We start from the raw sequence: 15,984 nt of genomic DNA, 5'->3' as shown, positions 1-15,984 counted from the left end.
ATTGTTGACGGTAAAGTTCAAGTTACTCAAGCAGAAGGTAAAGATATTGCCATTGTGTCAGGCAATAATGGCTTTGATGTTGCGGCGGTCATTGATGGTACAGCGGGTACTGCGCACACAGTGGCTGATGCTGGTTCCGCAAATGCTAATGGTGTGTTGTCTTTTGCAGCGAATACGTCTTTTGAATTATCGGGTGCTGCGGCAATTACTTCAGCCGCGACAGTGCAATCTTCACTTTCAACGATTGAAGATATTGATATTGCTACAGCTTCTGGTGCGCAATCAGCGTTAGATGTAATTGATGGTGCAATAGCAATGATTGATAACCAACGTGCTGACCTGGGTGCGGTGCAAAACCGGATGAGCTTTACTATCAACAACTTGAATAGCATTAGCACCAACGTATCTGATGCCCGTAGCCGTATTCAGGACGTGGACTTTGCCAAGGAAACGGCACAGATGACCAAGCAGCAAATTTTGTCTCAGACATCTTCTGCCATGCTGGCCCAGGCTAACCAGTTGCCTCAGGTGGCTCTGTCACTGCTGTAATCCAAGCGATTAAGGCATAAAAGGTTATAATCAGGAGGGGGAGGGCTTAGTGCCCTCCCTTTTATTTGACGTACCGGGAATAATGGGTTTGCAATGTCACCGGATGATGTTTTAGTCCTTTATGGCTTTTGTTGTACTGGTTATGATGTGACCGATTGCCAGATGTCCAAAGGATGAAAGTGCGTCCTTAAGTTTGTGGCAAACCGTAACAGTGAGTAGGGAGAAACCTATGAGCGGTGAAATACAAATGGCTCCTGCAATTTCAGTTGTGGCAACGCCAGCAACTGAAAAATATGACAGGGCACAACAGAATAGCAGCTCAGACAAGTTGGCTGAAGTTGGCACGAAAGCTGCTTTGAATCCAACAGAGCTAGCCGGTGTTGCGTCCGCAAAGCCAGTCGAGGCTGAAGTAGATACTGATACCCTGATAGCGCTGACAGATTCTCTGACTGATATGATGAGCATGATGCGTAAGGGGTTGGAATTCAGGGTCGATGAGATGCAAGGAATGCCAGTTGTCAGTGTGATGGATATGGACTCGGGTGAACTGATAAGACAAATTCCTTCCGAAGAGGCTTTGGCCTTGGCTGAGAAAATGTCTGAAATTGCCGGTGTATTGATGAAGACTGAGGCGTAACTGGTACGTCACAATATTTAGGAGGTTAGCATGGCGGGTTTAACTGCGACCGGCATAGGTTCTGGGCTGGATATTAGTGGTATTGTTTCTGCTTTGGTTAATGCCGAGAAAGCCCCCAAGGAAGCTAGGCTCAATCAGACAGAAGGGTTGATCAACACTCAAATTTCGGCGATAGGTGCGTTGAAAAGCAGTATTTCCGAGTTTATGGATAAGTTGAAACCCTTGTCTGAAAGCAAAACCTTTACCGGCTTTACTTCCAACTTATCCAAGAGCGATTATTTATCGGCCAAGGCGACGCCGGATGCCGTTGCCGGCAGTTACAACCTGGTGGTTGAACAGTTGGCGCAGAGCCAGAAGCTGGGTTCGGCCAATGTAACCGACGTGACCTCCTCTATTGGCAGTGGTTCGCTGGACATTGATGTTGCAGGTGAAAGCTTTGCAATTGAGGTCAACAGTGATGATTCGCTGCAGGATATAGTGAAAAAAATCAATAGCGCAGAGGATAATGTAGGGGTCACGGCGACTATTATTAACAGTGATGCCGGCCCCCAGATGGTGCTGACTTCCAATAAGACCGGAACAGACAATCAAATTCAATTATCGGCTACAGATGATACTGGCACTGCGTTGGCAGATACTTTCGCAATGACGGAAGTTCAAGCCGCTAAAGATGCCATATTGTATGTTGATGGTTTGAAGGTGACATCAAATTCCAATGAGGTTGAGAATGCCATTCAGGGGGTGACATTAAACCTCAAGGATGCGGATGCCGATAAAAGTACAACTCTGACTATAGAGCCGGACAGGGCTGGGGCAACCAAGGCGATTAAAGAGTTTGTTGATGCCTATAACAGCATGATGGAAACGGCCCGTGGGATGTCGAGTTATGATCCTAAGACCAAGCAGTCAGGTGTATTTCAAGGTGACTCTCTTATCCGGAGTTTACAAGGGCAATTTAGGGGGGCCATCTCATCGTCTTACGGTGAAGGTATGGCGTTGGCCAATCTGGGAATCAAGACTACCCGCGATGGTTCTTTGGAACTTGATGAAGATCGTCTAAAAGAAGTGCTGGAAAATGATTTAGCCAATGTCACAGACTTTTTTACCAATGAAGAGAATGGGTTCGCGGCTAAAATGAAAAGCGTTGGTGATACCTATGTCCAAACTGGCGGATTGCTCGATAGTCGTGATGAATCACTGGATAATCGTCTGGCCAGGATTGGAGATGAACGCGAGTCTCTGGAATTAAAAATGAAGGCTTATGAGGCTAGACTCACTAAACAATACAATGCGATGGATTTACTGGTTGGCCAACTCAACTCCCAAGGAGCCTTGCTGAGCCAGCGTTTGAATTCTCTCCCTGGATTGGTATCCAAAGATAAGTAACTCTATTACGGAGGTTAATTGAATTTGGATCAGCAGATACTGTTGAATGAGTTGGCAACTTTGTCCAAGAAGCTTGTGGGTGTAGTTGACCAACTTGAGCAATGCTTGATGGAGCAACTGGAAGAGCATGAAGAGTTGGCCAGAGTCTTGCATGAATTGGTATTCGAGCGCCAAAAATTAATCGAACAGTTGGTAGCATTACCGCTGGAAAGTAGTCAAGATGCATTGGAACAACAACACCAACTGACTTTGGACATAGAACGTCGGATTTCTGTTGTTAGGAAAGCTTATGCCGATACTTTGATTACGCTCCGGGGGAATGATCGCAAACTGAATGTTTATCGATCCCTAGATTTTGAAAGGTAGGAACGAGCTATGAGAGGTTCACTGCAGTCGTATAGAACAGTTTCTCTGGAAAGCCAGCTTTCTGAGGCGAGTCCTCATAAAATCACTCAAATGATGTTCAGCGGGGCTTTGGAAAGAATCGCGCAGGCCAAAGCTGCGATGGAGCAAAATAATGTTGCCCAAAAAGGCGTCCTCTTGGGTAAAGCTATTGGTATTATCCAGGGGTTAAGAGGAAGCTTGGTAATGGAAGCCGGTGGTGAGATCGCTACCAACCTCAATAATCTGTACGACTTTATGCTGCGACGTATTACAGAGGCGAATCTCAACAATGATGTGCAGGCTCTGGATGATGTTGCGGCTGTGCTGCGGGATATCAAAGAAGCCTGGGATGCTATCCCCGCCGATAAACATCACCTTACGGCTCATGAAGAAAATCGCTGAGTTATTGCTCACTCTGAACAAAGGCGCTTAAAGCGCCTTTTTGACACCCGTCATTTAATTGACGATATCGGTGTTTGTACCCTGAATTTAGACTAAAATCTGGAAGGGGTAGGCAGAAAAGCCATCCTAGGCTTGCTTATATCGTGCCGATAATACAATATTCAGCATTGCTAAAAATTTAGCTGAGTATGTGAAGAAAGCATTGCCAGACTTTCCAGAGCAACTAACACTAATAATTAATGCGAATCCATAATTGCCAAAGCTTAGCGGCCCACTGAATGATGCATACAGATCAACGAATTTTACTTGTCGGACCCCCCTCTGAGCGTACCAATCGCTTGTCTTGTGTTTTAGAGTTTATTGGTGAGCAAGTGGAAGTCGTGGCTCCCGATACCATTGATGCGCAATCGCCGGAAACTCGATGTCGGGCCATGATTTTGGTTGCAGATAGCGTAGAGGGTGATGCATTACAATCTCTGATGTTCAAACTGCCATGGCAGCCTATGTTGCTGCTTGGGCAGAGTAGCATTAGCTCCTCGAATCTGCTCGGCCGGATTGATGAACCCCTGAGCTATTCCCAGTTAACCGAGTTGTTGCACTTCTGTCAGGTTTTTGGCCAGGTCAAGCGGCCTCAGGTACCTACCAGTGCCAATCAGACAAAACTGTTCCGCAGTCTTGTTGGCCGTAGCGAAGGTATCGCCAATGTGCGCCATCTGATCAACCAGGTGGCCGGCTCTGATGCTACTGTGTTGGTGCTGGGGCCCTCTGGTACAGGCAAAGAAGTGGTTGCCCGTAATATCCATTATCTTTCAGAGCGTCGTGATGGCCCTTTTATTCCGGTCAATTGCGGCGCCATTCCACCGGAACTGTTGGAAAGTGAGCTGTTTGGTCATGAGAAAGGTTCTTTTACCGGCGCCATCAGCTCCCGTAAGGGGCGTTTTGAACTGGCCGAAGGCGGCACTTTGTTCCTCGATGAAATCGGCGATATGCCGCTGCAGATGCAAGTCAAGTTGCTGCGGGTGTTGCAGGAGAGAGTGTTTGAACGTGTGGGCGGCAACAAGGCGATTAACGCTGATGTACGGGTAGTTGCCGCGACTCACAGAAATCTGGAAACCATGATTGAAGAAGGAGAGTTCCGCGAAGACCTCTTCTATCGTCTCAATGTATTTCCCATCGAAATGCCGCCCCTTAGTGAGCGCCGGGATGATATCCCGCTATTATTGCAGGAGTTGGTCAGCCGGGTGTTCAATGAAGGCAAGGGCCGGGTGCGTTTTACCCAGCGTGCCATCGATTCGCTTAAGGAACATGGCTGGTCAGGTAATGTCCGTGAACTGTCCAATCTGGTTGAGAGGTTAACTATTCTCTACCCGGGTGGCCTGGTTGACGTTAATGACTTACCGGTTAAATACCGTCATATTGATGTGCCCGAGTACTCGGTTGAGGTTAGCGAAGAACAACTTGAGCGTGATGCTTTGGCATCTATCTTCAATGACGAAGAACCGGTTGATCTGCCTGATACCCGTTTCCCCAGTGAGCTGCCGCCTGAAGGAGTCAATCTTAAGGATCTCTTGGCTGAGTTGGAAATCGATATGATACGCCAAGCACTGGATCAGCAGGATAATGTCGTTGCCCGCGCGGCTGAAATGCTGGGTATTCGCCGCACCACTCTGGTGGAGAAAATGCGTAAATATGGCATGAGTAAAGATTAATATCCTGATAATTTTGACTTTTAAGTTGGCATAAAGTCTGCATTAACCCTGTCAGCATCGTATTTTTGACGGGGTTTATATGTCCGCAAGCCCGCTGGCACAGCTCGAAACCATCTCTCATCATGGCCGCGAATGGATCCCGGTAAGGGAAGCCGCCAATATGTCCAATCGTATGGAGCATATTCTGCAGGCCATGCCTTCGGGCGTCGTTATCCTCAATGGTGACGGCTTGGTCAGCGAAGCCAACCCGGTTGCCGAATCTTTGTTGGGTGTTCCTTTGGTGGGTCAGCGCTGGCTCACTATTATCAATCGCGCCTTCGCGCCGCAAAAAGACGATGGTCATGAAGTTTCCCTGCGCAATGGCCGCCGGGTGAAGCTGGCTATTACGCCGCTGACACCTGAGCAGGGGCAGCTGATTATGCTGACCGATCTCACTGAAACCCGGCTATTGCAGCAAAATCTTTCCCACCTTGAACGCCTGTCTGCTCTGGGAAAAATGGTTGCCACGCTGGCGCACCAAATACGCACTCCGCTTTCTGCCGCTTTACTTTATGCCGCTAATTTGGGCAGCCCAAGGCTGGATACCGGCTCCAGAGAGCGTTTTCAGGGCAAACTGCTCGACAGACTTTCCGAGTTGGAACAGCAGGTCAATGATATGTTGTTGATTGCCAAAGGTAAGCAAGAGGAAGCCTGCGACAGAGTGCCTTTCTCGACAGTGCTGGAAAAAGTGATGGCCAACTGCGAGCCAATTGCCGCCAAGCAAAACGCCGAATTGAGTCTGCAACTTGAAGGTGACCGTGAGATGCAGGTCAATCTTCATGGATTGAGCTCTGCCATCAATAATCTGGTGATCAATAGCCTGGAAGCCGGTGCCACAAACGTCATTCTGCGCCTGAGCTGTGACCAGGCACTGCGCCTTGATGTGATAGATAACGGCAAGGGGCTTGATAGCAAGATGCAAAAACAGGTGTTGGAGCCTTTCTTTACCACCAAGCGTCAGGGCACAGGACTTGGGCTGGCGGTGGTGCAGTCAGTCGTGCGCAGCCACGGCGGCAAATTGGATCTCAGCTGTGAGTTGGACACCGGTTGTACCGTTACGCTGAGCTTCCCACTGATGACAGCTTCTCAAGGGGGGGCGGTATGAGCGAAGCAAAAATTCTTTTGGTGGAAGATGACGCCGCACTCCGGGAAGCGCTGCTCGATACCTTGCTGCTGGCCTGTTACGAGTGTGTTGACGTCGCCAGCGCCGAAGAAGCGATAACGGCTTTGAAAGGTAATCGTTTTGACATGGTGATAAGCGATGTACAGATGGAGGGTATCGGCGGTATGGGGCTGCTGGATTATCTGCGTCAGCAACATCCGCAGTTGCCAGTCCTGTTGATGACGGCCTATGCCACTATTGATAATGCCGTCAGTGCTATCAAGTTGGGAGCGGTAGATTATCTCGCCAAGCCGTTTGCTCCTCAGGTGCTGCTTAATCAGGTGAGTCGTTATTTACGCCCCAAGGTGGTTAGTGGCAGCCCCGTAGTGGCTGATGAAAAGAGCTTGGCCTTGCTGGCATTGGCGCAGCGGGTAGCCGCTTCTGACGCCTCTGTGATGATAAGTGGCCCCAGCGGCTCGGGCAAAGAGGTGTTGGCTCGCTACATTCATCAGCACAGCCAAAGACCTGACGGGCCTTTTGTGGCGATTAACTGCGCTGCCATCCCGGAAAATATGCTGGAAGCCACCTTGTTTGGCTACGAGAAAGGCGCCTTTACCGGGGCTTATCAGGCTTGCCCCGGCAAGTTTGAACAAGCTCATGGTGGCACACTGCTGCTCGATGAGATTTCCGAGATGGAGCTGTCTTTGCAGGCCAAGCTGCTGCGGGTGCTGCAGGAGCGTGAGGTTGAACGCCTGGGGGGCCGCAAGACCATTAAGCTCGATGTCCGGGTACTGGCAACTTCCAACCGGGATCTGAAAGATATGGTGGCCAAGGGCGAGTTTCGCGAAGATCTTTATTACAGGATCAATGTGTTCCCGCTTGCCTGGCCGGCATTGAATCAAAGACCGGCGGATATCATTCCGCTGGCCAAGCATCTGTTGGCACGCCATGCCGAAAATGCGGCAATTAACCCGGTTCCAGCTCTTAGCGATGCTGCCGTGCGGCGTTTGTTGGCCCACCGCTGGCCGGGGAATGTCCGTGAGCTGGATAACGTGATCCAGCGTGCACTGATCTTGAATCAAGGGCAGATAGAAGCCGGCGATATCATTATCGATTTGCAGGATGTTGCGCTGCGAGATACCACAGCCCAGGAAACGCCTGAGGCGCTCGGTGATGAGCTCAAGGCTCAGGAGCATGTGATTATTCTCGAGACTCTGGCCCAGTGTCAGGGCAGTCGCAAGCTGGTAGCCGAGAAATTGGGGATCAGTGCCCGCACTCTCAGATACAAGATGGCGCGTATGCGTGAGATGGGCATAGAGGTGCCCGCCTGAGTCATCTCCCAAAGCGGCCGTCAGGCCGCTTTCCAATCCTTTTGTCTTTCCTCTGGCTCTGCTTGAATTCAGGGCCTTTAGCTCTCTCAATTTTGATTATTCCACTTTTGGCAAACTAATTGCATAGAGTCCGGTAACCCAGGTTTTTCGTCAATTCGCTGACGACAGGAGTGAGAAGATGCAAATAGGTGCCAATTCTTTATTGCAGGAAATGCAATCACTTAAAGGTGAAATTGCCCCAACGGGATTTCAGTCTTCGCCTGTACGTCAGGTGGGCAATACCTCAGGAACTGATTTCGGCCAATTACTGGCCCAGGCCGTAGGCAATGTCAGTGAGTTGCAAAGCACATCATCCAATCTGGCCACCCGGCTGGAGATGGGCGACACCACTGTGTCTCTGTCTGACACTGTTATTGCCCGCGAGAAAGCCAGCGTTGCCTTCGAGGCCACAGTGCAGGTGCGCAACAAGCTGGTTGAAGCCTACAAAGAGATTATGAGCATGCCTGTTTAAGGCCTGCTTGCATCACAGATCCCGGATAACAGGAACGCACAGTGAGCACAGAATTAGTAGCAGGATCCAATGTTTCCGCCGCTGGAACTACGCTGGATGGGGCCCAACAGGAAAATAAGTCGGGTGTATTGGGCTCCCTCGGGGGAGTGGATATGCTGCGGCAGATCACCATGATCCTGGCATTGGCTATCTGTCTGGCACTGGCGGTATTTGTGATGATTTGGGCTCAGGAGCCTGAATATCGGCCACTGGGCAAGATGGATACCCAGGAGATGGTACAGGTTCTCGATGTACTGGATAAGAACCGGGTGCCGTACAAGATTGAAGTCGATGTGATTACTGTGCCTGAAGACAAGTACCAGGACGTGAAGATGATGCTGAGCCGCGCCGGTATAGATTCCAGCGCCGATGCCAAGGATTATCTGAGCCAGGATTCCGGCTTTGGTGTCAGTCAGCGGATGGAACAAGCCCGGCTGAAGCAGAGTCAGGAGATGAATCTGGCGCGGGCGATTGAAGAGCTCAATAGTGTCAGCCGTGCCAAGGTGATCCTGGCGCTGCCAAAGGAAAATGTATTCGCCCGCAATCGCGCCAAACCCAGTGCCACAGTGGTGGTCAGTACTCGCAGGGGCGGTTTGGGCCAGGAAGAGGTTGATGCAATAGTAGATATTGTTGCCTCTGCAGTTCATGACATGGATCCCAGCCGGGTGACTGTGACAGACTCCAACGGCCGCTTGCTGAACTCAGGCAGTCAGGATGGGGTATCTGCCCGCGCCAGACGCGAGCTTGAGCTGGTGCAGCAAAAAGAAAACGAATACCGCAACAAGATAGATTCGATTCTGATGCCGATCCTCGGCCCGGAAAATTTCACTTCCCAGGTGGATGTCAGCATGGACTTCACCGCCGTCGAGCAAACAGCCAAGCGTTTCAACCCGGATCTGCCATCACTTCGCAGTGAAATGACAGTGGAAAACAACAGCGTTGGTGGCAGCAGTGGCGGCATCCCCGGAGCCCTTTCCAATCAGCCGCCGATGGAGTCCAATATTCCTGAAAACGCTGCCGATGCCGCAGAAAGCAGCAGTGTTACTTCAGGCAACAGCCATAGGGAAGCGACCCGTAATTTTGAGCTGGATACCACCATCAGCCATACCCGTCAGCAGATAGGTGTGGTACGCCGGGTCAGTGTCTCAGTGGCGGTCGACTACAAGGCAGGTGCTGCCGGTGAAAATGGTCAGGTCGCCAGAGTGCCTCGCACAGGTGAAGAGATGGCCAATATCCGTCGCTTGCTGGAAGGCGCCGTTGGCTTCAACAGCCAAAGGGGCGACATGATAGAAGTGGTGACTGTGCCCTTTATGGATCAACTGGTTGAAGATTTGCCTGAGCCACCTCTGTGGGAGCAGCCCTGGTTCTGGCGGGCGATGAAACTCGGCATAGGTGCCTTGGTGATTTTGGTGCTTATCCTGTTCGTGGTGCGTCCCATGCTCAAACGCCTCATCTATCCCGATGGCCAGAATATGCCGGATGAACCTGCGCTGGGGCATGAGCTGGCAGATATTGAAGATCAGTACGCTGCCGACACCCTGGGCATGCTCAACCGCCCTGAAAGTGAATACAGCTATGCCGATGACGGTTCGATACTGATACCGGATCTGCACAAAGATGATGATATGATTAAGGCCATACGTGCTCTGGTGGCCAATGAACCTGAACTGTCCACCCAAGTGGTGAAGAACTGGTTGCAAGAAGATGCCTGAAAAAAAAGCGGATAAACCAGCCGAGAGCGGCTTCGACGTCAAGAATCTCAACGGGATTGAGAAGACCGCCATTTTGTTGCTGAGTCTCAGTGAAGCCGATGCGGCCTCTATTCTCAAACACTTGGAACCCAAACAGGTTCAAAAGGTGGGTATGGCCATGGCGGCCATGCAGGAGTTCGGCCAGGAGAAGGTGGTTGCGGTTCACAAGCTGTTTCTGGATGATATCCAGAAATACTCCTCCATAGGCTTTAACAGCGAAGAGTTTGTGCGCAAGGCACTGACTACCGCGCTGGGTGAAGACAAGGCCGGTAACCTTATCGAGCAGATTGTCATGGGCAGTGGCGCCAAAGGCCTCGACTCGCTCAAGTGGATGGACGCCAGACAGGTGGCGACTATCATCCAGAACGAACACCCGCAGATCCAAACCATTGTTTTGTCCTATCTTGAACCGGATCAGGCGGCGGAAATCTTTGCCCAGTTCCCGGAAAACACCCGTCTCGATTTGATGATGCGTATCGCCAACCTTGAAGAGGTGCAACCTGCAGCACTGCAGGAGCTTAACGACATCATGGAGAAACAGTTTGCCGGTCAGGGTGGCGCCCAGGCCGCCAAGATGGGTGGCTTGAAGGCTGCTGCCAACATTATGAACTACCTGGATACCGGGGTGGAGAGCCAACTGATGGAAACCCTGCGCGAGTCCGACGAAGAGATGGCGCAGCAGATCCAGGACTTGATGTTCGTGTTCGAAAACCTCATCGATGTCGACGACCGTGGTATTCAGACGCTGCTGCGGGAAGTGCAGCAGGATGTACTGATGAAGGCGCTCAAGGGCGCCGATGAGCCATTGAAGGAAAAGATCCTCGGCAATATGTCCAAACGTGCTGCCGAATTGCTGCGTGACGATCTCGAGGCCATGGGGCCAATTCGTATCAGCGAAGTGGAAGTGGCCCAGAAAGAGATATTGTCCATCGCCCGTCGCTTGTCCGATGCCGGAGAGATTATGCTCGGTGGCGGCGGCAGTGAAGAATTCCTCTGACAGGCGAGTTGAATGACAGACAAAAAGGTGTCCCACAATATTTTGCCGCCGGATGAAGCAGACGAGTTTGTTCATTGGCAGTTGCCCGATGTGGGTGACGCCATGCCGCTTAAGCCGAGTAACCTGTTTGGTCACAAACCTGGACGCATAGAGCCCAAGGCTGTTGCCGAAGAAGTTATTTCGCCACCGACTTTGGCTGAAATCGAATCTATCCGCGAGCAAGCCGAGCAGGAAGGTTTTGCCGAAGGTAAGGAGCAAGGGCTGGCCAAAGGCCTGGAGGAAGGGCGTCTTCAGGGCTTGGAACAGGGCCACAGTGAAGGTTTTTCCCAGGGGCTTGAGCAAGGCCGGGAAGAAGGCCTACAGCAGGCCGCCGCCATGATAGAACGTTTCGATGCTTTGCTCGCTCAGTTCGAGGCGCCGCTGGCGCTGCTGGATACCCGGATAGAAGAATCGCTACTGACCTTGGTCGGCACTTTGGCGCGCAATCTTATTGCCCATGAATTGAAAACCCATCCGGAACATATACTGGCGGCGCTCAGGCAAGGGATAGATGCCCTGCCACTCAAGGAGCAGAAAGTGAATCTGCGCCTGCATCCCGAAGATATGGCTTTGGTCAGCGAGCTCTACGGTGAAGAACAACTGGCACGTAACCGCTGGACACTGGAAGCCGATCCCGGCCTCAACCGGGGCGATTGTGTGGTGGACAGCCAACGCTCGCAAGTGGATATGCGTCTGGAAACCCGTTTGGACGGGGTGTTTGCCAATCTTGAAGCCGAACAATCCATGTTGGCGAAAAGGGCTGCTCAGCAGCAGGCCGCAATAGACGATAGGATAAGCCCGCCTATACCGGACAGCGAGCAGGGGCAAACGCTTGCAGATGAACAAACAGCCGTTGTGAGCGACAAGGCCGAGACCGCAAGTCAAGAGGGCGAACAGCCCAGCGAAGGAGACGCTCATGATGCAGCAGCGCCGAAGCCAACTGCTGAGTGAACTCAAACACTTGGCCGAAAAGCAAGCGCCGTTTCAAGCGGTTGCCAGCGGCCAGTTGGTGCGGGTGGTTGGCCTGACGCTGGAAGCCAGTGGTTGCCGGGCGCCGGTCGGCAGTCTCTGTGCCATAGATACCATGGCGGGTAAGCTTATTGCCGAGGTGATAGGTTTTGACGATGAGCTATTGTATCTGATGCCGGTGGAAGAACTCAGGGGCGTGCTGCCCGGAGCCAAAGTGATGCCGCTTGGTGAGCAAACCGGGCTCAGCGTTGGTTTGAGTCTTCTTGGTCGGGTGCTGGACGGTAACGGCCAGCCGCTCGATGGTATGGGCGCCCTGCACACAGACGAACAAGCCTCGCGCCACAGCCCGGCAATCAACCCCTTGGCCAGACGGGCGATTACCGAACCGCTCGATGTAGGCGTCAGAGCCATCAATGCCATGCTTACCGTGGGCAAGGGCCAACGTATGGGGCTCTTTGCCGGCTCCGGTGTGGGTAAGAGTGTGCTTCTTGGCATGATGACCCGCGGCACCACGGCCGACATTATTGTGGTTGGCCTGGTGGGGGAACGTGGCCGGGAAGTAAAAGAGTTTATCGAAGAGATCCTGGGCGCAGAGGGACGGGCCCGCTCTGTGGTCATAGCTGCTCCGGCAGATACCTCTCCCTTGATGCGCCTTCGCGCCTGCGAAACCTCGACTCGGATAGCCGAGTATTTTCGCGATCTCGGCTATGATGTTCTGCTGTTGATGGATAGCCTGACCCGTTATGCCCAGGCGCAGCGGGAAATCGCTCTGGCGGTCGGTGAGCCGCCGGCAACCAAAGGCTATCCGCCTTCGGTATTTGCCAAGTTGCCCCGTTTGGTGGAGCGCGCCGGTAATGGCGGTGAAGGGCAGGGCTCGATCACTGCCTTCTATACTGTGCTTACCGAAGGGGATGATCAGCAAGATCCCATTGCCGATGCCTCGCGGGCCATTTTGGACGGTCACATAGTGCTGTCGCGGGCCTTGGCCGACTCAGGACATTATCCGGCGATAGACATTGAAGCTTCCATCAGCCGGGTGGCACCTATGGTGATAAGTGAGGCGCACCTCGAAGCGATGCGGCGCGTCAAGCAGGTGTATTCGCTCTACCAGCAAAACCGGGATCTGATCTCCATCGGTGCCTATTCCCAAGGCTCGGATCCGCGTATCGACAACGCCATACGCCTGCAACCCGCCATGAACGCCTTTTTGCGGCAGGGGATGCGCGATGCTATTAGTTTCAGTGATTGCCAGCAGATGTTGGGGCAGCTTGCAGCCCAATGTAAGGTGTAATATCACTCTGTGCATGGGTTTTGGGGCTCGACAAAAAAGTGCTGAGAATAGGGTAGCCAGAGCCTGATTGAGAGAGTCGGGTTAAGGCCCGCAAGGCAGGCAATTTTAAGGAATAGTAATACAGATGGCGAAACCCGATCCTTTGCACACAGTGTTGAAACTGGCGGTCGAAGCCGAAGAGCAGGCGGCACTGCAGCTTAAAGCCGCGCAAATGGAATGCCAGAGGCGCAAGTCTCAGCTGCAGGCGCTGCAGGAATACCGTCTCGACTATATGAAGCAACTCGATGCCCAGCAGGGGCAGAGCATTGGCGCCTCCTATTACCAGCAGTTTCATCGATTTGTTCGTCAGGTAGATGATGCCATAGGGCAACAACTTGCCGTGGTCGCCGAGGCCGATAAGCAGCGGGGCTATCGGCAGCAACATTGGCTGGAGAAGCAGCAAAAGCGTAAGGCGGTGGAGATGTTGCTGGAGAAAAAAGCCCTGCAGGCCGAAGCCAAAGCCGCCAAACAGGAGCAGAAACTCATCGATGAGTTTGCTTCCCAGCAGTTTTTTCGTCGCAAGCTGAACCACTGAGCTTCCACAGACTTTCATTCCCGGACAATTCCTTAAGAATCCATTCTATATTTTTTGTTGGCGTGAATTTTGCTTTATTTGAGACAGAGACATTAATTCTGACTCGGCCTATCTTTATCTATTGAGGGCCTAGGTGCTGGAGGAAGGCATGCAGCAGTTATCCAATATCCTGATCGGCAATGCGGGCGGCAAGGGAGTTTCCGCCACAGATGCACTACAATCTACTGATAACGAAGCTTTTTTCGCCGCTTACCAACAGGCGCAGACTAAATTTTCATTCGACTCACAAAGCGTTAAGCCGACATTTCCCGGCGGCAGTCTTGATAGTGAAAACCTCCATGCTGAACAGGCCGTTGATGTCTCGCTCATTTTGGGGCAGATAGCCATGGGCAAGAACTTGCCGTCTGAAGACGGCACTATGGTCACCGCTATGGCCACCGAAGTCGATGAGCAAAGTCTGCTAACACAGATTGCCGCTCTCACCGGGCTCAAGGAAGATGAGATCAAGGCCATGTCTCCCGAAGAGCAGATGAAGCTCTTGGAAAACCTTAAACAGAGTGGTGTCGAGCTTGGCATGGTAGTGACAGATAGTCTGGAAGGCGCAGAACTGATTACCGCTGACGAAGGCGACGAGAGTGAACAAGACAGTGCCAAACTGGCCGATACTGATCAGGAAGCGGCAAGCAAAGGCGATAGCAAAGCAGAGGATGAAACTATAGATGCTCCTTTGCTGGCTCTTGATAAGACGGTTATGGCAGATAAGGCCAAGTCTCAGCAAGGCGAGCAACAAATGGGCTGGGCGGATGCTGATAAGTCAGCGCGTAAGGCGGCGACTCAGGATGGTATGGCAGCTGTGGTTCGTGAAGCTGTGCTCAATGCCACAGAGGAAAAGAGTGACAAGATCTTGGCGCAAAGCGTAATTGCCGATAATGCCAAGACAGATACTGCCGGCAAGTTGGGTGCTGCGGTGACCGCGGCGGCAACGGCTGTTGGCGCTGACGGCAAGAGTGACAAAGCTGTCGCCAAGGATGTTCTCGCCAGCTTAGTCAAGGCTGAGGTGAAAGGTACTCAGACTGCTGCCGAGGTGCGAAGCCCTGTGAGTGACGCCATACATCAGGCGCTCAAGGGTGATGCGGCATCAACCCAGACAGATATCAGCCCATTCCAGCAACAGCTGCATCAACAAGGATTACAGCCTCCCCAGCGGGGAGAGATGGCCCAATATCAACTGTCGTTGAGGCAGGGGATGGAGCAATCACTGCAAACCGCCGATATGGTGCAACGCTTTGCCCCCGTGATGCGGCAACAGTTGATCACCATGGTCAGTAATGGTGTGCAACAGGCTGAAATTCGTCTCGACCCACCTGAGCTTGGAGCCATGATGGTCAGGGTTCAGGTGCATGGCGATCAGACCCAAGTGCAGTTCCATGTCACCCAACCGCAAACCCGGGATATGCTGGAACAGGCTATGCCCAGATTGAGAGAAATGTTGCAGGAGCAGGGAATGAACCTGGCCGATAGCCATATTTCCCAAGGTGGTCGTGAGCAAGGCGAGCAGCAAGGTGGCAATGGCGGTGGTTTTGCCCAGGAGAGCACCAACGGTGAAATTTCCGTCGAAGAAACGGTACAAAGCACAAATCACACAACAAGTTATGGCTCGGGTATAGATTATTACGCCTGAGCAGGTAACCTATAGGGATGGCATTTTTCCGCGGGCAGTGCGGTTGATTAAGGGATAGGAAAGAGGATGGCAGAGCAAGAAGAGCTTGAGCTGCAAGAGGCGCAGGCGCCTAAAAGTAGAAAGAAACTCTTTATCTTCGGTGGCATAGGTCTGGTGGTGTTGCTGCTGATTGGCGCTGGCTTGTGGTTTTTCCTGGGTGGCTCAGATGATTCTGCGAACGATGCAGCCAAGGGGGAGCAGGGTACCGAAGTCACTCAGGTCAACGACAGCAGGGAAGCCTTCTATGTCGCTATGCCCAGACCATTTCTGTTCAACCTGCCGGGGGCCAACCGTTCCAGGCTGGTGGAGATTAAGGTGCAGCTTATGGTGCGGGGCAGTGATGACGATGTCACTATCAGGAAGCATGTTCCATTGATTGAAGATGCACTGCTGACTACCTTCAGCGGTGCCGATGTCGAAAAGCTCAGCAGCCAGGCGGGTAAGGATGAGCTCAGGCAGTTGGCGCTGCTCAATGTGCAAAACACGCTGCAACCGGTAACAGGCCGAAAAGTGGTTGAGAAAGTGCTGTTTACCGGCTTTGTGATGCAGTAACA

General features: G+C 52.2%; 16 protein-coding genes. All 16 read left to right on the top strand.

The genetic code is table 11. The features are described 5' to 3' along the window. Positions 1-549 (top strand): flagellin (locus tag AYI96_RS15250; protein WP_260853009.1); only part of this gene is annotated, 549 nt, incomplete at its 5' end. A 229-nt stretch (positions 550-778) separates the two neighbouring features. After that, positions 779-1,186 carry a flagellar protein FlaG gene (locus AYI96_RS15245; RefSeq protein WP_224866650.1) on the top strand — a complete coding sequence of 136 codons (408 nt, stop codon included), beginning with the start codon at positions 779-781 and terminating at the stop codon, positions 1,184-1,186. A 30-nt stretch (positions 1,187-1,216) separates the two neighbouring features. After that, the gene (gene fliD / locus AYI96_RS15240) at positions 1,217-2,572 is read left to right on the top strand and encodes a flagellar filament capping protein FliD (protein ID WP_144361913.1); all 1,356 of its coding nucleotides are present in this window, start codon (positions 1,217-1,219) and stop codon (positions 2,570-2,572) included. An 18-nt stretch (positions 2,573-2,590) separates the two neighbouring features. Beyond that, positions 2,591-2,938, top strand: coding sequence for a hypothetical protein (locus AYI96_RS15235; protein ID WP_144361912.1), 348 nt, complete (start codon positions 2,591-2,593; stop codon positions 2,936-2,938). A gap of 9 nt (positions 2,939-2,947) precedes the next feature. Further along, positions 2,948-3,358: a flagellar export chaperone FliS gene (fliS, locus tag AYI96_RS15230; RefSeq protein WP_039035634.1), complete on the top strand. Its 411-nt coding sequence runs from the start codon at positions 2,948-2,950 to the stop codon at positions 3,356-3,358. Between the two features lie 278 nt (positions 3,359-3,636). Next, positions 3,637-5,067 (top strand): sigma-54 dependent transcriptional regulator, encoded by a 1,431-nt coding sequence (locus AYI96_RS15225; RefSeq protein ID WP_039035635.1) that lies wholly within the window; start codon positions 3,637-3,639, stop codon positions 5,065-5,067. A gap of 79 nt (positions 5,068-5,146) precedes the next feature. Then, the gene (locus AYI96_RS15220) at positions 5,147-6,211 is read left to right on the top strand and encodes a sensor histidine kinase (RefSeq protein WP_144361911.1); all 1,065 of its coding nucleotides are present in this window, start codon (positions 5,147-5,149) and stop codon (positions 6,209-6,211) included. After that, a complete protein-coding gene (locus AYI96_RS15215) occupies positions 6,208-7,539 on the top strand; it encodes a sigma-54-dependent transcriptional regulator (RefSeq protein WP_144361910.1) in 1,332 nt (443 codons plus the stop codon). The genes AYI96_RS15220 and AYI96_RS15215 overlap by 4 nt, the downstream gene beginning before the upstream one ends. Before the next feature lie 178 nt (positions 7,540-7,717). Continuing rightward, positions 7,718-8,050, top strand: a complete 333-nt coding sequence (fliE, locus tag AYI96_RS15210) for a flagellar hook-basal body complex protein FliE (protein WP_144361909.1) — start codon at positions 7,718-7,720, stop codon at positions 8,048-8,050. Between the two features lie 41 nt (positions 8,051-8,091). Further along, positions 8,092-9,801, top strand: a complete 1,710-nt coding sequence (gene fliF, locus AYI96_RS15205) for a flagellar basal-body MS-ring/collar protein FliF (RefSeq protein ID WP_101056065.1) — start codon at positions 8,092-8,094, stop codon at positions 9,799-9,801. Further along, a complete protein-coding gene (gene fliG, locus AYI96_RS15200; protein WP_025011061.1) occupies positions 9,794-10,837 on the top strand; it encodes a flagellar motor switch protein FliG in 1,044 nt (347 codons plus the stop codon). The genes fliF and fliG overlap by 8 nt, the downstream gene beginning before the upstream one ends. Before the next feature lie 12 nt (positions 10,838-10,849). Further along, complete coding sequence (fliH, locus tag AYI96_RS15195) at positions 10,850-11,827, top strand: flagellar assembly protein FliH (protein WP_144361908.1); 978 nt, start codon at positions 10,850-10,852, stop codon at positions 11,825-11,827. After that, a complete protein-coding gene (gene fliI / locus AYI96_RS15190) occupies positions 11,796-13,136 on the top strand; it encodes a flagellar protein export ATPase FliI (RefSeq protein ID WP_028779131.1) in 1,341 nt (446 codons plus the stop codon). Before fliH ends, fliI begins: the two co-directional genes overlap by 32 nt. A 124-nt stretch (positions 13,137-13,260) precedes the next feature. Beyond that, complete coding sequence (fliJ, locus tag AYI96_RS15185; RefSeq protein ID WP_039035641.1) at positions 13,261-13,710, top strand: flagellar export protein FliJ; 450 nt, start codon at positions 13,261-13,263, stop codon at positions 13,708-13,710. Between the two features lie 148 nt (positions 13,711-13,858). Then, complete coding sequence (locus AYI96_RS15180) at positions 13,859-15,391, top strand: flagellar hook-length control protein FliK (RefSeq protein WP_101096083.1); 1,533 nt, start codon at positions 13,859-13,861, stop codon at positions 15,389-15,391. Between the two features lie 66 nt (positions 15,392-15,457). Then, a complete protein-coding gene (gene fliL, locus AYI96_RS15175) occupies positions 15,458-15,982 on the top strand; it encodes a flagellar basal body-associated protein FliL (RefSeq protein ID WP_039035642.1) in 525 nt (174 codons plus the stop codon). The last annotated feature ends 2 nt before the right edge of the window (positions 15,983-15,984 follow it).

This window comes from Shewanella sp. MSW (genome assembly GCF_007636515.1).
In the GTDB taxonomy this organism is placed as follows: Bacteria; Pseudomonadota; Gammaproteobacteria; order Enterobacterales; family Shewanellaceae; genus Shewanella; species Shewanella indica.
This window is presented reverse-complemented; position numbering and strand designations above follow the sequence as displayed.